The organism is Sinorhizobium sp. CCBAU 05631, assembly GCF_002288505.1.
Lineage (GTDB): Bacteria > Pseudomonadota > Alphaproteobacteria > Rhizobiales > Rhizobiaceae > Sinorhizobium > Sinorhizobium fredii_C.
Genome location: NZ_CP023063.1, coordinates 2,678,419 through 2,698,171, shown reverse-complemented (window position 1 = coordinate 2,698,171; position 19,753 = coordinate 2,678,419). Strand labels below are relative to the sequence as shown.

General features: G+C 62.7%; 14 protein-coding genes and 1 pseudogene. 9 read left to right on the top strand and 6 right to left on the bottom strand.

Translation table 11 applies throughout. The features are described 5' to 3' along the window. Window positions 1–3: 3 nt before the first annotated feature. The 3 genes from SS05631_RS13230 to SS05631_RS13220 form a co-directional block, all read right to left on the bottom strand. Complete coding sequence (locus tag SS05631_RS13230) at window positions 4–2,331, bottom strand: type I secretion system permease/ATPase (RefSeq protein WP_037425738.1); 2,328 nt, start codon at window positions 2,329–2,331, stop codon at window positions 4–6. A 19-nt stretch (window positions 2,332–2,350) separates the two neighbouring features. After that, complete coding sequence (locus tag SS05631_RS13225) at window positions 2,351–4,360, bottom strand: hypothetical protein (RefSeq protein WP_037425736.1); 2,010 nt, start codon at window positions 4,358–4,360, stop codon at window positions 2,351–2,353. A gap of 112 nt (window positions 4,361–4,472) precedes the next feature. Then, the gene (locus SS05631_RS13220; RefSeq protein WP_095677995.1) at window positions 4,473–6,185 is read right to left on the bottom strand and encodes a hypothetical protein; all 1,713 of its coding nucleotides are present in this window, start codon (window positions 6,183–6,185) and stop codon (window positions 4,473–4,475) included. A 507-nt stretch (window positions 6,186–6,692) separates the two neighbouring features. Between SS05631_RS13220 and SS05631_RS13215 the strand changes: the two genes are divergently transcribed. Continuing rightward, complete coding sequence (locus tag SS05631_RS13215; RefSeq protein ID WP_037425727.1) at window positions 6,693–7,220, top strand: hypothetical protein; 528 nt, start codon at window positions 6,693–6,695, stop codon at window positions 7,218–7,220. A gap of 1,316 nt (window positions 7,221–8,536) precedes the next feature. Then, a complete protein-coding gene (locus tag SS05631_RS13205) occupies window positions 8,537–9,313 on the top strand; it encodes a response regulator transcription factor (RefSeq protein WP_037425724.1) in 777 nt (258 codons plus the stop codon). A 197-nt stretch (window positions 9,314–9,510) separates the two neighbouring features. Here SS05631_RS13205 and hppD read toward each other — a convergent pair whose 3' ends face one another. Beyond that, a complete protein-coding gene (gene hppD / locus SS05631_RS13200) occupies window positions 9,511–10,629 on the bottom strand; it encodes a 4-hydroxyphenylpyruvate dioxygenase (protein ID WP_037425721.1) in 1,119 nt (372 codons plus the stop codon). A gap of 131 nt (window positions 10,630–10,760) precedes the next feature. On the opposite strand from hppD, the gene SS05631_RS13195 reads away from it, so the two are divergent. After that, entirely contained in the window at window positions 10,761–11,240 is a 480-nt protein-coding gene (locus SS05631_RS13195) for an Lrp/AsnC family transcriptional regulator (RefSeq protein WP_037425718.1), read from the top strand. Here SS05631_RS13195 and SS05631_RS13190 read toward each other — a convergent pair. Next, window positions 11,237–11,695: a MarR family winged helix-turn-helix transcriptional regulator gene (locus SS05631_RS13190; protein WP_037425715.1), complete on the bottom strand. Its 459-nt coding sequence runs from the start codon at window positions 11,693–11,695 to the stop codon at window positions 11,237–11,239. The two genes, SS05631_RS13195 and SS05631_RS13190, sit on opposite strands and share 4 nt — an antisense overlap. 79 nt (window positions 11,696–11,774) lie before the next feature. On the opposite strand from SS05631_RS13190, the gene hmgA reads away from it, so the two are divergent. The 6 genes and pseudogenes from hmgA to SS05631_RS13160 all read left to right on the top strand — a co-directional run bounded on the left by hmgA (window position 11,775) and on the right by SS05631_RS13160 (window position 18,179). After that, window positions 11,775–13,142, top strand: a complete 1,368-nt coding sequence (hmgA, locus tag SS05631_RS13185; RefSeq protein ID WP_037425712.1) for a homogentisate 1,2-dioxygenase — start codon at window positions 11,775–11,777, stop codon at window positions 13,140–13,142. Beyond that, window positions 13,139–14,007, top strand: a pseudogene (locus SS05631_RS13180) (MBL fold metallo-hydrolase). Before hmgA ends, SS05631_RS13180 begins: the two are co-directional and overlap by 4 nt. 12 nt (window positions 14,008–14,019) lie before the next feature. Further along, window positions 14,020–15,036, top strand: a complete 1,017-nt coding sequence (locus tag SS05631_RS13175) for a fumarylacetoacetate hydrolase family protein (protein ID WP_037425709.1) — start codon at window positions 14,020–14,022, stop codon at window positions 15,034–15,036. 8 nt (window positions 15,037–15,044) lie between these two features. Continuing rightward, window positions 15,045–15,686, top strand: a complete 642-nt coding sequence (maiA, locus tag SS05631_RS13170; protein ID WP_244412368.1) for a maleylacetoacetate isomerase — start codon at window positions 15,045–15,047, stop codon at window positions 15,684–15,686. Between the two features lie 153 nt (window positions 15,687–15,839). After that, window positions 15,840–16,724 carry a formyltetrahydrofolate deformylase gene (gene purU, locus SS05631_RS13165; protein ID WP_095677994.1) on the top strand — a complete coding sequence of 295 codons (885 nt, stop codon included), beginning with the start codon at window positions 15,840–15,842 and terminating at the stop codon, window positions 16,722–16,724. Between the two features lie 273 nt (window positions 16,725–16,997). Continuing rightward, window positions 16,998–18,179: an acetyl-CoA C-acyltransferase gene (locus SS05631_RS13160; RefSeq protein WP_037414265.1), complete on the top strand. Its 1,182-nt coding sequence runs from the start codon at window positions 16,998–17,000 to the stop codon at window positions 18,177–18,179. Window positions 18,180–18,353: 174 nt separating this feature from the next. Here the strand turns inward: SS05631_RS13160 and lpdA are convergent, their stop codons facing one another. After that, window positions 18,354–19,748, bottom strand: a complete 1,395-nt coding sequence (gene lpdA / locus SS05631_RS13155) for a dihydrolipoyl dehydrogenase (protein WP_037414266.1) — start codon at window positions 19,746–19,748, stop codon at window positions 18,354–18,356. Between the last annotated feature and the right edge of the window lie 5 nt (window positions 19,749–19,753).

The window sequence follows — 19,753 nt, the reverse complement described above, 5'->3', positions numbered from 1 at the left end:
TGCCTACGTGAGCTGGTTGTGGTCGAGCGGGTTGCCTTCGAGGTTCATGCCGCGCGAGGCGAGAGCCTTGAGGACGTCCTGACGCATGCCGAAAAGGGCGACGGTGCCGTTCACCAGGAGCAGGACCTTGTCGACGCTGTTGAGCAGCGCGGGCCGCTGGGTGATGGTGATGACGGTGATTTTCTGCTGCTTGGCATGGGCGAGCGCCCGCGTCAGGGCTGCCTCGCCGGCGCTGTCGAGATTGGAATTCGGCTCGTCCAGCACCACCATGCGCGGGTTGCCGAAGAAAGCCCGGGCCAGCGCAACGCGCTGCTTCTGACCACCGGAGAGCGGTGATCCGTCGGCGGCCACGAAGGTCTCGTAGCCATGCGGCAGCAGGGCGATCATGTCGTGCACGTCGGCGAGCTTGGCGGCCGCATAGATGTCGGCGTCGGTGGCGTCTTCCTGCATGCGGGCGATGTTGGCCTTGATCGTTCCCGGAAACAGCTGAACGTCCTGCGGCAGATAGCCGATGCTTTCGCCGAACTGGCGCTGATCCCAGTTCCGCAAATCCATGAGGTCGAGCCGTACGTTGCCGGATGTCGGCAGGATGGAGCCGACGAGCATCTTGCCGAGCGTCGTCTTGCCGGCTCCGGAACTGCCGATCACGGCAAGCGAGTCGCCCGGATTGAGCGCGAAGGTCACGCCGTTCAGGACCACACGCTTGGTGCCGTTGGGCACGAAGAGCAGCCGTTCGACGTCGAGCCGCCCCTCCGGGCGCGGCAGTTTCAGCCGCTCGAAATTCAGCGGCGAGTTCTGGAGCAGCGAAGAGATACGCCCATAGGCGGCGCGCGACTGGACGACCTGGTTCCAGCCTTCGATCGCTCCTTCAATCGGGCCGAGCGCGCGGCCGGCGACAATCGATGCCGCGATGACCATGCCGCCGGTGAGCGCGCCGTCAAGGGCGAGATGGGCGCCCCAGCCGAGCATCATCACCTGGGTGAGCAGCCGAACGGCCTTGGAAAGCGAGGCAAGGGCGATGTTGCGGTCCTGCGCCAGCACTTGAGCTCGGAGCGACCCTGCCATGTCCTTGCCCCAGATGCGGACCGCCTCCGGGATCATTGCGAGCGCGTTGATGATCTGCGAATTGCGCGACATCGAATCCAGATGGAGGTTGGCTTTGCTCTGGAAGCTGTTGGCTTCGCCGAAGGGAGCGGCCGTCGCCTTCTGATTCAAAATGGTGACGACGAGCAGAAGCAGGGCCGAGGCGATGACGATCGAGCCGAGATGCGGGTGGATCAGGAAGACCGCCAGCACGAAGAACGGCGCGATCGGCGCGTCGAGGAAGGAAAGCAGGGTGCTCGACACGAGGAAGGAGCGAAGCTGCTGCAGGTCGCCCAGTGTCTGATACTCGCGCCCGTTGCTGTGGAGCGAGGCTCGGGCGGCCGCACTGAGGATCGGCGCGCCGAGTTGGGCGGCAACCTCCACCGCCGTCCGCATCAGGATCATGCGGCGAATTCCGTCGAAAACGGCCTGCAGGATGACCGCACCGACGATCAGCGCGGTCAGCATGACCAGCGTGTCGACCGAGCGGCTGGTCAGCACCCGGTCCGAGATCTGAAACAGATAGACGGGAATAGCGAGCACCAGCACGTTGGTGGCGAGGGTGAAAACCATCACGACCATCAGGTTCTGCTTGATCGCCCTTAGACCGGCCTTGAGGCTGGCCGAAAAATCGACCGGCCCGAGACGTTTATGAAAAACGCCGCCGCCTCCGCCACCATTGCCGCCACCGCCCCCTCCGCCGGAGGAGCCTCCCTTGTCGGGGGACTTGGGCTCGGCCTTGATTGGGCCGCGGTCGCCGTCGATCACCACCATACCCGGGATCGAGGTCTTGTCCTTCATTTCGGCCTTGACCTCGACGGTCGGCTTCTCGAAGCGCGGCTCGGGCTTGCGCGCTTCCTGGACGGGCGGACGCTGGCCGGCGACGCCGCCCTGCGGGCCAGGCACGATTTGCGCGACGTTCGCGTTGTCGGCCGTCAACGGGGGCGTCCGTGTCTGTGGCACGACCTCCGGCGCCGCACGCCGTTCGGATACGGGCGGTGCGGCCTTGTTGACATGATTGGTTTCCTGGCTGGTTCTTGCGGCCGCCGCGCCGCGAAGCTGGTCAATCACCTGGTCGAACTCCTTAACAGTGCGATCCAAAATATCTTCCCTGCGGTCTATCCTGCGGAGCAATTGGTGCCCTGCAGCCTCCGCCTTCGGCGTCTGCGGCGAGCTTTGCGCCTCCTCCGCAGCCTCGTTGCCGTTTGTCGTGAAGTGTTTAAAGGACGGATCGCGGTTGTCGGTCATCGTCGCCCCCACGCTCCGCTCAGGCCAGCATGCTGTGCATGGGATCGGCATTCGTCGTATCGAGCGGAGGCGGCGCGTGATCCGCCGGCTGCGGGCCGGGATCGGGCGCCATCATGTCGGCGCCGAGGAACGCAACCGCTTCGCTTACGAGCGCGTCGGGATCCTGGCCGCCAAGGTAAGGTTCGGTCTTGATCAGCTCGGCCTGGACGAGGATTTCGTCCGAATAGGCGGTGCCCCCCGTATAAATGGTCTGGCCGGCGTCGACGTCGATGATCCCGGCGTAGTTGACCAAGGCGTTCGAACCCGTCGAAATCGTCCAGTCCGCATCCGAATTGGCGACAAGCTTGCTCATGGCGAGCGCAATCTGGTCGCTGTCGCCCAGAATGTTGGTTTGCTTGATGTAGTTGAGGTTGACGAGGTCGCCCGAAATATAAAGCACTCGCAGGCCATCCATGCCGGCGAAAGCGCCATCCTTGAGCACGCCGTCCGGCAGCGATTTTTTCCCGCTTGCAAGATCGCCGAGGGCGTCGAGATAGGAATTCGGCATCGGTTTGACGCTGGACGCGCCACCCGCTTCGACGATCCCCGCTTCGTTCCAGAGCAGGTTGCCGTCGGTGGAGACGGAGCCCTTGCCGCTTGTTCCGAAACCCTCGACTGCTCCGACCAGGTCGTTGTCGAGCAGGATGTTCATCTGCTGGATGATGTTGGCGTCGTAGACACTGCCGCCGATGAAGATGAGATCGTAGTAATGTCCGAGCTCCGCGAGCGAGACGTTGTTGACCGCCGTATTGTCGCCGGTGATGATCGAAGCCATCGAGCCAGCGGACGCCAAAATGGCCGTGTCTTCATCGGTCATCACGGTGAACTGCTCGAACCAGTTCATGATCAAGAGATCGCCCTTGATCTCGGTGATCGCCCAAGCTGTCGGAAAGCCTCCGGCTCCGGCCTGCTCTTCATTGCTCGGCTCCGGATCGAGATGCTTGAACATCGCGATGTTGAAGGCCTCGGTCGGCTTGCCCGGGTCAAGGTTCCAGCCGTTCAGGCTGGGGCTCAGGAGATCGCTGTCAGACACGACGTTGATCTGAACGACTGCATTGAGTTCGACATGGTCACCGGCAACCGCGAGCACATGCGACTGAAGCCAGTTGTTCGTCAGCTCGACGGAATTGACCAGCGTGTTGCCGCCCGCTTCCAGTTCGACCGATGCCTCGATCGTGACCTTGCCTTGGCCTGCCGCGAACTTGCCGCTGGCTTCGGTGGAGGTGGCTGGTTTCTCTTCCGTCGGTTCTTCCGGTGGAGGCAGGTAGTCATCGAGACTCGGCGCTTCCTCGACGAGTTCTCCGTTGACGAAGGTGCCTTCGACGGTTTCGCTTTTCGCGACGACATTGCCTTCCTGCCCGTCCGGTCCCGAGGCGGCGGCATCAAGCTGCTCGGCGGTCGTGCTGATGAAGGTGGCGATTTCCTCCGACGAACCGGGAATCTCCGCATCGCCGAGCGGCGACAACTGCCGCGCCGCCTCGATGAGATCGTTCATCAGGGCGCTGTTGTCCACCTGCAGGGAAAACTTCAGTCCGTGATCGCCAAGGCTGACGAAGTCGTTGTCCGAAAGCCGGATCTGCTGCGATGCGTAGACCGCCACGGAACCGGGCGGATCGATCTGAAATTCGGGTGCGCTCGCGGATGACGCGCTCGAGCTGCCACGGGTGAATAGGTGGGGGTTGTCGATTTCGGCGGCCGGTTGCGCGATCGGTATCTCCGGGGGACGAAGCCCGGGATAGAAGCTCGGGGTCGGCCCGGTCTCCTCCGGCTCGCCCGAACGGTAGGAAATACCCGGGTCGAAATCCTTGAGCTCGTAGGGTGCCTTCACCGCGACCGGCACGGAAGGGAGCTGCGGCGGTTCCTCCTGCGCTTTCTGATGAGCCTTGAATTCTTCATAGGCGTCGCGCAGGCGAATTTCTTCAAGAGCAATGGCGAACAGGCCGACGAAATGGGCGATCGCCTCGGTCGTCTTGTCGAAATACAGGGTCATTGTCAGCCCCCAATTTTTTTATTTCGGTGCTGTTGGACTGCGCGGGGCGTACCCGCGCAGTCCAGTTCAATGCCCGATTGCGAAGTTGCGAACCGGTAGTGTCGCCTCACTGTTATGCGGCGTCTTCGTCTTCGCCGATGGCCGTCGAGCTGTAATTGCCGCCGACGACCGTCATGTCGATGGTGTTGCCCTGCAGGTTGGCACCAAGCACGATCTGCTGGTTGAAGGCGTTGGTGTCGATCACCGCATCGGCCGATGCCGAGGAGATTCCTTCGAGGAAACTATCATCCCCATTGTGGGAACCCCACGTTCCGCCTGAGCCTGCACCGCCGTCGCCGGTCGTAGCGATGCCACCTGCAGCGCCTGCGCCGCCTGCACCGCCTGTGGCTGCACCACCTGCACCGCCGCCAGCAAAGGCATCGCCAGCCCATGCACCCGCGAGAGCAAGGCCGCCATCACCGGCGCCGCCGGTTGCCGCTCCGCCGGTCCCGGCCCCGCCGCCGGCAGCGCCGGTGGATCCGCCGTTTGCAGTGGCACCGCCGCCGCCGCCGCCGCCGCCGCCGTTACCGGCGCCGACACCGGAACCCGTGCCAATGCCGAGGCCTGCACCGAGTGCACCGCCGCCGTCACCGGCATCGTCCGCGCTGCCGCCGTTGGCGTTGCCGGTCTCGCCGACGGCGACGCTGTTGCCGCCGTCGTTGTCGCCGCCGTCGCCGCCGAAGTTCAGGACAGGGATCGCGAAAGCGTCATCGACATCCGAGCCGTCGCCGCCGTCGCCCGCGTCCTCGGCTTCCGCTTCGTCGCTTTCGACGTCACCGGTTTCGCCGCCGTCGCCGGCTTCGTTATCGCCACCTTCACCGCCTTCTGCCGCGCCGACTCCGACGCCGAGACCGAGCCCAAGGCCGAGACCGACGCCTGCACCGCCCGCGCCGCCGGCGCCGCCCGTTGCGATTCCGCCATTAGCGTCGCCGCTGGTGCCACCTGTGCCGACGCCGACGCTTGCAGCGATACCGCCTTCGCCGTCTCCGCCGTCCGCGTCGCCGTCGTTGTCAGCGTCGCCGCCGTCAGCGTCGCCGCCCCCGGCGAAGCCGCCGATCGCGAAGCCACCGTCGCCACCGTCGCCGCCGTCGGCATCGGCATCGTCGCCGCCTTCGCCACCGTCACCGCTGGCGGAAATGCCGTCGTCCGACTTGGCGTAACCGCCATCAGCATCGCCGTTCTGGTAAAGGGTGCCGTCGTTGGAGACGTGGGACAGCTCGTCGTCATCCGACATGATGGCGTTCTGGCTGAAGACGTTACCTACGTCATTGCCGGCGCCGTTGAGCGACTCGTCCAGGATGTCCTTGAAGCTGACGGTCGCCATGCCCTGGATTTCGGAATTGTCGATGTCGACGAAATCGTCATCCGAGGGCTTGTAGCCGTCAAGATCGACGTCCACATCGACTTCGACTTCTGTCTTGCTGTCCACGTCGACGTCAACCTCGGTCTCGTTTTTGTTGACGTTGGCGTTGAGGTTGGCGTTGCCGTTCAGGTTGCCGTTACCGTTCAGGTTGGCATTTCCGTTTCCGTTCAGGTTGCCGTTGCCATTGGCATTGCCGTTCAGGTTGCCGTTGCCATTGCCGTTCAGGTTGCCATTACCGTTCAGGTTGCCGTTATAGGATTCGCTGGACTGCTCCTGCTCCTGCTCCTGTTCGGACTCCTGCTCCTGCTCCTGTTCCTGCTCCTGTTCCTGCTCGGACTCCTGCTCCTGATCCTGATCCTGGTATTGATCCTGATCCTGCGATTGGTCTTCCCACGGCCACAAGAAATTCTTGTCCTTACCCATAATGGTCTTCCTCAGTTTGAGGCCGCGACAGCCAAGCCGCCTTTTTCTCTCACGCAGCTAGCGGGTGTGCGGTCCAGGGTTGAAATGAACAAAGCTACTTCAATGAAGAAAATTCGATCTCCGGACGGCCAAGAGCGACCGGGGATCAGGCGTTACAAATATAGTGGTGGATGCCCTCCTCCATGCTGGAGCAACTACTCGGGCCTATCGAAGGGCACCTGCGCATCTGGCGCACTATCGGTCCCAAGGCTCGAGCCTCCCTGCTCGTCGATGCCCGGGCAGTCTGTTGCCAAGTTGAACGAAATGTAAGCTGTCAGTTCGAGCTAGCCCCGTGGGGTAGCTTAGGGCGGCGACGCTCAGTCGAAGGTAGATGGTGCGAAGAAAGAAATTTCGCCGACGGGCCGACGGTAAGAATAGATTTGCAGCTCTACTCCCTTAGGGCTACTTGCAGCGGGCAGGTTTCGGCTCCAAACCTATTCAAAGGGAAACGATGGATTGGAAGCGAGTATGAGCGATGCGGATGGAGGCATTCGGCAACGGCAGGCAGGGCCAATGAAGAGATTTCACGAAATCCTTCTTCTGATCGGGCAACTGAACTACACGTGGACGAACACGGAAAGCCTGCTCATCTATCTAATCGCCGGTCTTGCGAACGTGGACAAGGAAACGGCGGTCATTGTTTTCCTGACGCTGAACACGACGCGCGCCCGCATCGAGCTCGTCGAGCGGCTCGCCAAGATGGCCAAGACGCCGGCCGATCGCCGGCAAGAGATATTGGCCGTGACACAGCAGCTCGGGAAACAGGCGAAACTCAGGAACAAGTACAGCCACTGCATCTATTCGTTCGACGAGACCGGGGACCAGGCAAGCACCCAGCTGATGGCCATCTTCGACAGCAAGGAAACCATCAAATACGGCAAGATCGAGCAGATCGACGACGCGGAATTGGCGAGGATCAGCGAGGCCATCGACCATATAATGAAGATCAACAAGGGGATCTGGGATATCGTCGAGCGACATGGCTTTCCGCGATAGCGCGAGGAAGCCATCGGCGTCACGCCCGAGGTCGCGCGCCGTCCGAATGCCGATAACTCCGGCCCACTGCACGCGTCTCCTTAAATCGACTTCGGTTTAAGGACAAAGACATACAGCAATTTTAAGTGCTACAGCGGCCTTTGCGCGTCTGATAAGGCGCGCTGCCCTGCAGTACAGCCGAGCGCGAAAGTCGCGAGGCAATTGTACTTGGTACTGGGTGGAAACCGGAAGGATATGTGAGGAGAGGGAGCCAGCACCGAAACCCTTTCATCTCTTTTAGGATTTTTATGGCGCTGGCTCTTCTTCAATCAGATGAAGGTGATGCCATTCATCTGCGGGGTTTCGATGTGTTCTATTTCTTTTTTCAGTATAAATGCGGACAGGGCTTGGGCTCTGTCGTAAATTTCTACGTCAGAATATAAACTGTCATACGCCTTGTCATGCAAACGCAATATAAATACTTCCGAACATACGCAAGACACCATCCGGAACGCATAAAACGCTATGCGATGATTGCAGTGTGATCCGGAATGTGAGGAAGCGATAGATACCAATTATGGTTAGTCTCAGCAGTCGCTCGACGGAGCTGACGCTGTTCGATCCGGCATTGCAGCCGTGGCGGCGAGACCCTCCGGTGGTGGATCAGCTACGGCGGAGAGGGGGCACCGGACCGCCATCTCCGCAATCCCAGGCAGTACTTTCTCCCGTGCGCGTTAAGACAATGTTAATATTGTGAATCCGATACGGCCGCTGCGGCCGGCACGTGGCCGCGCCACGCGCGCCCGCCGGTGCCGATCTTCAGCGTGTGCTTGAGTCTCGGCGGTTGCCCGAGAGGTGCGGGAACCGGCGCAAGGGCCCGCGGATCGCCTGCGTCCCAAGGCTCCGATAACCCTTTCTTGGTATCGCCGTCCATCTGGAACGGGCTAGAACCCGCGGGGCCGCGATCTACATCCTAGGCTTGAATGCCCTCACGGCCCCGCCGGTTGCGCCCCCAGCCCCCTGGGTCCGCCGAACCCCTGAAAAGTAAAGGGTGGGCGAAGCCGGCGGAAAATGCACCGCCGCTTCCCCACTTGTCCCAGGTTTTTGCGTGGATATACCCAAAATTGGTTCGATTTCGGACGGTCTAGACCGTCTCGCCCCACCAATCTAACCCATTTGGGCTGTTTCCCATCGCCCTTATTTACGATACATTAGTCATTACGAATTCTACCGCTGTGGGAATTCGCTTTTTAATCGAATAAATTTTTTAATCACAGGCGTTCTTCAAGAGGGGCTTCACACCCATTAGAATTCAGGGAACGCCCAAGGAGGGATAAATGTATCGTGAGAGTTCTACCCTGAGTAATTTTGAAGACAGCAACAAGGTTTTAGCAAAGAAGAACAAGATTGTAATGCTCGCCAAGGCGGATTTGCTCGCCGAATGCCTGACGCAAGCTATTAGCGGCCGCTTTCAAGGCCATGATGTAGTAAGCCTGTCGGAAGCCGACAGTCTGCTCGATGGTAATCTCGTCGATGTTGCCCTGGTTATGCTTTACCGCATGCCGGCAAGTACTTTCCCATCGATCATCAGAATGATCCATGAATTCCACCCCAAGGCTTCGATCGGAGTGGTGGTGGAGAATGCCGACGAGCTCGACACGTCGATCGCCGGTTTTGTCGACGAGGGCCTCATCCATGGCGTGCTGCCCTTGAACCTGCATCTCGATGTCTGCCTGACTGCCATCGATCTGCTCATGAAGGGTGGCGAGCATTTTCCCGCGGCGCTGCTCCGGCGCCTGGCGCCTCGGAGTTTCGCGGCGGGCGGCTCGCCTGTCCAAAGGCAATCCGTCGTCGAAGAGGCCGACCCGGAGCGGCGGGGTGAGAACGGCAGGGGCGTGCTGACGACCCGGGAGATCCAGATTCTCGATCTGATCTGCATGGGAACGCAGAACAAGATCATTGCCGACCGGCTCGGGCTCTCGGAAAACACCGTCAAGGTGCACGTGCGCAATATCTACAAGAAGATGAACGTGCGCAACCGCACCGAAGCGGCGTCACGCTATTTCCGGCACGAGGGCGATCTGGGCGCGCCGCGGCGCCGCTGGTCCAACTGAGGGAGCGAACTACAGAGCCGTGCGTCTTATCAGACGCACAAATGACACGGTGGCACTTAGAATTGCCTGCATGTTTTTGTCCTCAAATCGACTGCGAGCGAGGACAAACGCAGTAGAGTTCGCGCTGCGCGCCCGACGGGTGCGCGCAGCGCTTCTTTGCGCGTTGATAGACGCGGCGCCTCAGAACGGCTCCGCCTCTATTCGGCCGCGGCCGGCGGCGTATTCAGCGCACCCCGGCGGATCTGGTCGGCTTCGATCGACTCGAACAGCGCCCGGAAATTGCCCTCGCCGAAGCCTTCGTCTCCCTTGCGCTGGATGAACTCGAAGAAGATCGGCCCGATGACCGTTTTCGAGAAGATCTGCAGGAGGATCTTCGTCATGCCGCCATCCACGACGCCTTCGCCGTCGATCAGTATGCCGTGCTTCTTCATGCGCTCGATCGGCTCGTCATGGCCGTGGACGCGCTCGTGCGACATCTCGTAATAGGTGTCCGGCGGCCCGGGCATGAATTTGAGACCGTTCTCGGCCAGCCTGTCGGTCGCGTCATAGATCGCTTCGGTGCCGACGGCGATGTGCTGGATGCCTTCGCCCTTGTACTTCTTCAGATATTCTTCGATCTGGCTGGTGTCGTCCTTCGATTCGTTCAGGGGAATGCGGATCTTGCCGCAAGGCGAGGTGATCGCCCGGCTCAACAGTCCGGTGATGCGGCCGTCGATGTCGAAGAAATGAATCTGCTTGAAGTTGAACAGCTCGCGATAAAAGGCCCACCACTTGTCCATGTTACCGCGGTAGACATTGTGGGTCAGGTGATCGAGATAGTAGAAGCCGACGCCGGCCGGCTTCGGATTGCGCTCGCCGAGCCACTCGAACTCGGCATCGTAGGCGGAACCCCTGTCCCCATAGGTCTCGACGAAATAGAGAAGCGAGCCGCCGATGCCGACGATCGCCGGCACGTCGAGGCTCTCGTCGTCGCCGGCATAGGGTTCGGCGCCCTTGTCAACGGCGTGCTCGAAGGCATGTTTCGCATCGACGACGCGCCAGGCCATCGATGGGGCGCATGGCCCGTGCTTGTCGACGAAGCGCATCGCATGCGAGCCCGGTTCGGCATTCAGGATGTAATTGATGTCGCCCTGCCGCCAGACAGTGATGTTCTTCTTCCTATGCTTGGCAACCGGCGTATAGCCCATGCGACGGAAGAGCTCCTCCAGCTTCCTCGGTTCGGGATGGGCGAATTCGACGAACTCGAAGCCATCGGTTCCGGCAGGGTTGTCGGCCGATATGGTTGCAGGCGGTGCATCATGTGGAAACGGGCCCATCGAAACTCTCCTCTCACGCCTCAAAACTTTGTTGGAGTATGGCGCAGATCCGATGCATGATGCTTGTATTCTTGCGCAATTTCGCCAAGATCATGCATGACTTGTGCGGTGAATGGCGTAGGTGTGCATGAATGGAGCAGCTTGATGGATTCGATCTCAAGATCCTCGGCGAATTGCAGCGCGACGGGCATCTGACGAACAATGAACTCTCCGAACGCATAGCGCTCTCGCCGTCGCAATGCTCGCGGCGGCGCTCGCGGCTCGAGGCGGAAGGCTTCATCACCGGCTACCAAGCGCAGATCGACAGGCAGAAGCTCGGGCTCGACTTGATGGTGGTGATCTCGGTCACGCTCGCCACCCATAACCGCGACAATGCCAAGCGCTTCGCCAAGCTCGTCTCCGGCCTGCCCGAGGTGCTGGAGGCCTATGCGCTCACCGGCGAGATGGACTACCACCTGCGCGTCGTGACACCCGACCTTGCCGGCCTTTCGCGCTTCGTCAACGACGTGCTGCTGCCGCATGACAGCGTCCAACATGTGAAGACCTCGATCGTCTTGGAGACGCTGAAGAGTTTCGAGGGCCTCCCGATCCCCGAACGCATGAAGACTTAGCCGAGGCGACCGCTGTTCTTCATCGCCCGCTCCACCGCCCGCAAGCCCGCTGAAAGCGCCTCCATATTTTCCGCCCCGAGAATCGACAGCAATTCGGACTGATAGGCGCTCGCGAGCGCCGTCAGTTCCCGATAGGCCTGCTCGCCCGCGGGCGTCAGCGCCAGGTGCTCGAACCGCCGGTCGCGGCCGTCCTCCTCGCGCTTGAGCCAGCGGCGCTGCTCGAGGCCGAAGACGGCGCGGCTGACCTTGGTCTTGTGCATCGCCGAGTGGGCGCCGATCTCGGTCGCGGTCATCGGGCGTTCCGAGCTGCCGAGGGCGGCCAGCGCTCGCCATTCGGGACGGGTCAACTGGTAGCGCGCCTTGTACTGGGCGGCAAAGCGCAGCGCCACGAATTCTGCCGCCCGGTTCAGCCGGTAGGGGAGGAAGGTCTCCAGTTCGAACCCCTTCGTCTCCATCGCCTTCCCTCCTTGATAGTTACAAAATCAATAGTTACGCTTGTAACTAATAAGCCGATCAAAAGAGGAGATGCAAGCCATGTTGGGCAAGGCGGAGGAGCGGCGCGGAGCCGCCGTGGGCGAGGAACAGTCGCTTACTTACATGCCCGGTTTCGGCAACGACTTCGAAACCGAAAGCCTGCCCGGCGCCCTGCCGCAGGGGCAGAACAGCCCGCAGAGATGCAACTACGGCCTCTATGCCGAACAGCTCTCCGGCTCGCCCTTCACGGCGCCGCGCGGCACCAACGAGCGCTCCTGGCTCTACCGGATCCGCCCGAGCGTCCGCCACACCGGCCGCTTCGCGAGGCTCGACTATCCGCACTGGAAAACGGCACCGCATCTCGGCGAACAGTCGCTGGCGCTCGGGCAATTGCGCTGGGACCCTTTGCCCACCCCGTCCGGTGACGTGAACTTCCTTCAGGGTATCCGCACCATGACGACGGCGGGCGACGTACTCACTCAGGTCGGCATGGCGGCGCATGCCTATGTCTTCAATGCCGACATGGTCGATGACTATTTCTTCAACGCCGACGGCGAGCTGCTGATCGTCCCGGAAACGGGTGCGATCCAGGTCTTTACCGAGCTTGGGAAGATGGATGTGGCGCCGTCGGAAATCTGCCTGGTCCCGCGCGGCATGATGTTCAAGGTCACTCGTCTTGGGGACGAAGAGGTCTGGCGCGGCTATATCTGCGAGAATTACGGCGCCAAGTTCACGCTGCCGGACCGCGGACCGATCGGCGCCAACTGCCTTGCCAATCCGCGCGATTTCAAGACGCCGGTCGCGGCCTATGAGGACAGGGAGGCGCCTTGCCGGGTGCAGGTGAAGTGGTGCGGCTCCTTCCACGTGGTCGAGATCGGCCATTCTCCCCTCGACGTCGTCGCCTGGCACGGCAACTATGCACCCTACAAATACGACCTCAAGACTTTCTCGCCGGTCGGAGCGATCCTGTTCGATCATCCTGATCCGTCGATCTTCACGGTGCTGACGGCGCCGTCCGGCGAGGAGGGGACTGCCAATGTCGACTTCGTCCTCTTCCCGCCGCGCTGGCTGGTCGCCGAGCACACCTTCCGGCCGCCCTGGTACCACCGCAACATCATGAGCGAGTTCATGGGGCTGATCTACGGGCGCTACGATGCCAAGGAGGAGGGCTTCGTGCCCGGCGGCATGAGTTTGCACAACATGATGCTGGCGCACGGGCCGGACGCATCCGGCTTCGAAAAGGCGACGAACAGCGAGTTGAAACCGGTGAAGCTCGACAATACCATGGCCTTCATGTTCGAGACCCGTTTCCCGCAGCAACTGACCCGCTTCGCCGCGGAACTGGAAACGCTGCAGGAGAATTACATCGACTGCTGGGCCGACCTCAAAAAGCGCTTCAACGGGACGCCGGAGGGCGATTGGTCTTGAGTGCACGCCTTGTCTTGCTCGGCAGTAAGGGCGGCCCGGCGATCCGGCCTGGCGGCCCCTGGCCGACATCGTCGCTGCTCGAGATCGCAGGCCGCACGATCGTGGTCGACTGCGGGCTCGGCGTCACCCGTGGGCTGACCGATGCCGGCGTGCCGCTCAAGGCGCTGGACCTGATCATCGTCACCCACCTGCATTCGGACCACGTCCTGGAACTGGGGCCGCTGATCCACACCGCCTGGACTGCGGGGCTCGCGCATCCCGTGTGCGTCTTCGGACCGGCCGGCACACGCGCCTACTGGCAGGGCTCCTTCAGTCGATGGCCTTCGACGTCGACATCCGCATCGTCGACGAGGGCAGGCCGGATCTCAGGTCGCTTGTTGAGGTCACCGAATTCTTCGAAGGTGAAGTCTTCTCGGAGAATGGTCTCACCGTGTCGGCGCTGCGCGTCGACCACCCGCCGGTCACCGACTGTTTCGCTCTGCGCTTCGATCATCCGGAGGGCACGGTGGTGTTCTCCTCCGACACGGCCTACTTCCCGCCGCTTGCGGATTTTGCAAGCGGCGCCGACATTCTCGTCCACGAAGCGATGCTCGCTGCAGGGGTCGATCGTCTGGTGGCGCGCACCGGAAATGGCGCGCGGTTGAAGGAGCATCTGCTGGCGAGCCACACATTCGCCGAGCAGGCGGGCGCGATCGCAGAGACCGCCGGCGTCGGCCGGCTCGTGCTTCATCACCTAATTCCGGCCGATGATCCGGAGATCTCGCAGGCCGACTGGATCGCGGCGGTGCGCAAAAGCTGGCCGGGCGCCTTGACGATCGCGTCCGACGGCCTTGTTGTGGAGATTGCGGACGATTCGTCCGGGTAGAGGGAGGACTGCATGAAACTGGCGACGCTGAAAGACTCCACACGTGACGGCAAGCTTGTGGTCGTTTCCCGCGATCTCACGCGCTGCTCGGAAGTCGGGCACATCGCCCGCACGCTGCAGGCGGCGCTGGATGATTGGGCGCATGCGGGGCCGCGGCTGGCGCGCGTCGCCCAGGGGATCGAGACCGGCTCGCAGCCGACAATGCGTTTCCATGAGCACGATGCCGCTTCGCCCTTGCCGCGGGCCTTCCACTGGGCCGACGGCTCGGCCTATGTCAATCACGTCGAGCTCGTCAGAAAGGCGCGCGATGCCGAGATGCCGGCGAGCTTCTGGAACGATCCGCTGATCTACCAGGGCGGCTCCGACAGCTTCCTCGGGCCCCGCGACCCGATCCTGATGGCCGACGAGGCCTGGGGCATCGACATGGAGGGCGAGGTGGCGGTGATCGTCGATGACGTGCCGATGGGCGCGACGCTCGAGGAGGCGCGCGCGGCGATCCGCCTCGTCATGCTCGTCAACGACGTGTCGCTGCGCGGGCTAATCCCCGCGGAACTCGCCAAGGGTTTCGGCTTCTACCAGTCGAAACCGTCTTCCGCCTTCTCGCCGGTCGCCGTGACGCCCGATGAATTGGGCGATGCCTGGGACGGCGGCAAGCTGCACCTGCCGCTTCGCATCGACTTGAACGGCAAGCCCTTCGGCCGCGCCAATGCGGGCATCGACATGACTTTCGATTTTCCGCAACTGATTGTGCATGCGGCCCGCACACGGCCGCTCTCTGCTGGCACCATCATCGGCTCGGGGACGGTTTCGAACAAGCTCGACGACGGACCGGGCAAGCCGGTTTCGGAGGGCGGCGTCGGCTATTCCTGCATCGCGGAGCTGCGCATGATCGAAACGATCGAGAGCGGCGCGCCGAAAACGTCCTTCCTGAAATTCGGCGATATCGTCCGGATCGAAATGAAGGATGGCGCCGGCCATTCGATCTTCGGTGCCATCGAGCAGAAGGTGGCAAGTTACGAGCGCGGATGATGGAGAGCGTGACGAACGAAACTGTTCTCTACGACTATTGGCGCTCGTCGGCGAGCTACCGGGTGCGAATCGCCCTCAATCTCATCGGTGAAGATTACCGCTCCGTCCCTGTCGATCTTCTCGCCCGGGCGCATCGAGCACCCGAGCATCTTGCCCGCAACCCCCAGGGGCTGGTGCCGGTCCTCGACATCGACGGCGAGCGCCTCACCCAGTCGCTCGCCATTGTCGAATATCTCGCCGAAACGAGGGCGGCCGGCCTTCTTCTTCCTGCCGATGCAAAGGGGCGCCAGCGGGTCCGGGCGCTCTCCTACGCCATCGCGATGGATATTCACCCTGTCTGCAATCTCGGAGTCGTTGCGCATGTGATGGCGGGTGCGGCGGATGGCGAGGCGGTACGCCTCGCCTGGATGCAGAAGTTCATCGGCGAGGGCATTGCCGCTTTCGAGCGGCTGCTCGATCATCCGTCGACCGGCAGCTTCTGCCACGGCGAAAGTCCGAGCCTGGCGGATATCTGCCTCGTGCCGCAGCTCTATAACGCGCGCCGCTGGCAGGTCGACCTTTCCCGCTGCCCCCGGATCGCGGCCATCGATGCGCGCTGCGCCGAGATCGACGCCTTCGCCAGAGCGCATCCGGACCGGGCGAAGCCGTAGGCCCTCAAATCACCACTTCCGGCTGGCTCCACCGTGGCCCGTTCGGTCCATCCGATGTCGCGAATGGATCGGCAGGTCTCACGTCGCCACGGTAGGTTTCCCGTGACTGCCCGTGTAAGGGGCGCGGAAACCTCAAGAACGAGAGACCCATCGATGAAAAGCTATGTGCTGACCGTCACTTGCAAATCCACCCGCGGCATCGTTGCTGCCGTCACCGGCTATCTCGCGGAGAAAGGCTGCTACATCAGCGACAGCTCGCAATTCGACGATCTCGAGACGGGTCTGTTCTTCATGCGCCTCACCTTCATCAGTCAGGAGGGCGCCAAGCTCGAGGAACTGCGCGAAGGCTTCGCTCCCGTCATCAAGCAGTTCGGCATGGCGATGGAGATCCGCGATTCCGAAGAGCGGATGAAGGTGCTGCTGATGGTGTCGCGTTTCGGCCATTGCCTGAACGACCTGCTCTACCGCTGGAAGATCGGCGCGCTGCCGATCGACATCGTCGGCGTCGTCTCCAACCACTTCGATTACCAGAAGGTGGTCGTCAACCACGACATTCCCTTCCACTGCATCAAAGTGACGAAGGAGAACAAGCCAAAGGCCGAAGCCCAGCTTCTGGAGATCGTCGAGCAGACCGGCGCCGAGCTGATCGTTTTGGCCCGCTACATGCAGGTTCTGTCCGACGCGCTCTGCAAGAAGATGTCGGGGAAGATCATCAACATCCACCACTCCTTCCTGCCGTCCTTCAAGGGCGCCAATCCCTACAAGCAGGCCTATGAGCGCGGCGTCAAGCTGATCGGCGCGACGGCGCACTACGTCACCGCCGATCTCGACGAGGGCCCGATCATCGAGCAGGACATCGCCCGCATCACCCATGCGCAGTCGGCCGAGGACTATGTGTCGATCGGCCGTGACGTCGAGAGCCAGGTGCTGGCGCGCGCCGTGCACGCCCATATCCATCACCGCACCTTCATCAACGGCAACCGCGTCGTGGTGTTTCCGCCGAGCCCTGGGAGCTATGCGTCCGAGCGAATGGGCTGACACTTAGGCTTCTCGGTATTGCTTCGCGGTGTTCGGCGGCTATAGTCGCTCTGGAATTGTGACAACGCGCGTGGGGTGGGGTATTTGCCCCTCACCCTAACCCTCTCCGCGTAGGGACGGGGAGAGGGGACGAGTGTGACGCACTTTCGTCCCCTGGGCCTCCCGCCTGCGAGTTCAAGCGAGGCGGTGCGGCATCTCCCTTCTCCCCGCGAGCGGGGAGAAGGTCGCGGCAGCGGGACGAGGGGCCACCGTTCGCCGATTGGGAGGACCAAGATGAGCAATCGCGATCCGGTGGTTATCGTTTCGGCGGCGCGCACACCGATGGGCGCCTTTCAGGGCGGCCTCAGGGATTTGACGGCGCCGGAACTCGGCGCCGTCGCGTTGAAGGCGGCGCTCGATCGTGCGGGTATTGATGCGGTGGATGAAGTGCTGATGGGCAATGTCCTTCCCGCCGGCCTTGGGCAGAATCCGGCCCGGCAGGCGGCGCTTGGCGCCGGCCTTGGACAGGAGACGCCGTCGACGACGGTCTCTAAAGTCTGCGGATCGGGCATGAAGGCGCTGATGCTCGGCCATGATGCGCTTCTCTCCGGCAGCGCGTCGCTCGTTGCCGTCGGCGGCATGGAGTCGATGACCAACGCGCCCTACCTCCTGCCGAAAGCGCGCGGCGGCTTCCGGCTCGGCCATGGCGAGGTCAAGGACCATATGTTCCTCGACGGGCTGGAGGATGCCTATTCCGGGCGGCTGATGGGCACCTATGCCGAGGATACGGCCCAGCATTATCAGTTTTCCCGCTCCGACCAGGACGCTTTTGCCCTGCGCTCGCTCGAGCGGGCACTGAAGGCGACGGAGGACAAGTCCTTCGCCGAGGAGATCGTGGCGGTGACCGATGGCGGCAAGCGCGGGAACGCCAATCTCGACCGAGACGAGCAGCCGACGAAGGCCGATCCGACGAAAATCCCGAAGCTGAAGCCGGCCTTCCGCGACGGCGGCAGCGTCACGGCCGCCAACTCGTCGTCCATCTCCGACGGTGCCGCGGCGCTCATCCTGATGCGCGCAAGCGAGGCGGAGAAGCGCGGGTTGACACCGCTCGCCGTCGTCGCCGGCCATGCCGGCCACGCTCAGGAGCCCGCCTGGTTCACGACCGCACCGATCGGCGCCATCGACAAGCTCACCGAAAAACTCGGTTGGGAGAAGGGGAGCGTCGGTCTCTACGAGGTCAACGAGGCCTTCGCCGTCGTCGCCATGGCGGCGATCCGCGACCTTGGCCTTTCCGACGAGATCGTCAACATCCACGGCGGCGCCTGCGCCCTCGGCCACCCGATCGGCGCCTCTGGCGCCCGCATCGTCGTCACGCTTCTCCATGCGATGCGCGCCAATAGCGTCAAGCGCGGCATCGCCTCGCTCTGCATCGGCGGCGGCGAGGCGACGGCAGTTGGGTTGGAGCTGTTGCAGTAGGGCAGAAAAACACCCCTCCCCACAGGCGGGGCTAGCCGGCCGCACCGTCCTGCGCATCTCAGCGTCTCCACAAAGTAGCGACGGTGCAAGTCATGCGCCAAGCGAGCCGCGCAGGAAGCCCCTCCCACCTGTGGGGAGGGGTTCAGGAGGGGTCTTTCCGAGCGGCCAATCGCCTCAAATATGAAGCGCGTGCCCTAACCCCTTCAACGCCGCTTCCTGAAAGGCCTCCGACTGCGTCGGGTGCGCATGGATCGTTCCGGCGATGTCCTCCAGACGGGCGCCCATTTCTATCGCGAGCGCGAAAGCGGAGGAAAGCTCGGAGACGGCATGCCCGACAGCGTGGATGCCGAGGACGAGGTGGTTGTCGGCGCGGGCGACGACGCGGACGAAGCCGTCCTCGGCAAGCGTCGTCATGGCGCGGCCGTTCGCCTGGAAGGGGAACTGGCCGATCTTGATTTCGATGCCGGCCGCGCGTGCTTCCTCCGGCGAGAGACCGGCGCTGACGATTTCCGGGTCGGTGAAGCAGACGGCCGGAATGCAGCGCTTGTCCCAGCTTCGCTTCTGGCCCGCGACGATTTCCGCGACCATTTCGCCCTGCGCCATGGCGCGGTGTGCCAGCATCGGCTCGCCGGTGACGTCGCCGATCGCGTAGATGCCGCGCATCGATGTACGGCACTGGTCGTCGATGCGGATGAACTTGCCCGAGCGGTCGAGATCGATTTCCTCCAGTCCCCAGCCGTCCACCACGGGCCGGCGCCCAACGGTGACCAAAACCTTTTCGGCCGGGACCTCGAAGGCGCGGCCGTTTTCCTCGGCAAGCAAGCCGCGCCGGTCGGCCGACAGGCGCTTGGCGGCGGTGCGGGTGAAGACCTCGATCCCGAGTTCGCCGAGCCGCTTCGCCACCGGCTTCGACAGATCGGCGTCATATTGCGGCAGGATGCGGTCCATGGCTTCGAGCACGGTCACCTTCGAACCGAGCTTGGCGAAGGCGGTGCCAAGTTCGAGGCCTATATAGCCGCCGCCGATGACGGCGAGCGTCTCCGGTACCTCTTGCAAGGCCAGCGCCTCGGTCGAGGAGATGATGTTGTCGCCGAACGGCAGGTCGGGAAGTTCGACGGGGGCCGAGCCGGTGGCGATGACGATCGCTTCGGCGCGGATGCGCTGAACGCCGGTTTCCGTATCCACGTCGACCGTCTTGCCGTCGATGAAGCGCGCCTCGCCGAGGACAGCCTTGACGCCGGCCTTCTTCAGAAGCCCCGTCACGCCGCTGTTCAGGCGGCCGACGATCCCGTCCTTCCAGGCGACCGTCCGCTTGAGGTCGATCGCGGGTGCGTCGAGCGAAAGGCCGAGGGGGCTCTTGCCGGAGGCGGCAGCGCTGAGCTTGTGGAATTCCTCGGCGGTGTGGATCAGTGCCTTCGAGGGGATGCAGCCGACATTGAGGCAGGTGCCGCCGGCCTTCGCCTTCTCGACGATGACGGTGTTGACGCCGAGCTGGCCGGCCCGAATGGCGCAGACATAGCCGCCGGGGCCGGCGCCGAGCACCAGGAGCTTGCAGGAGATTTCCTTCATCGTCG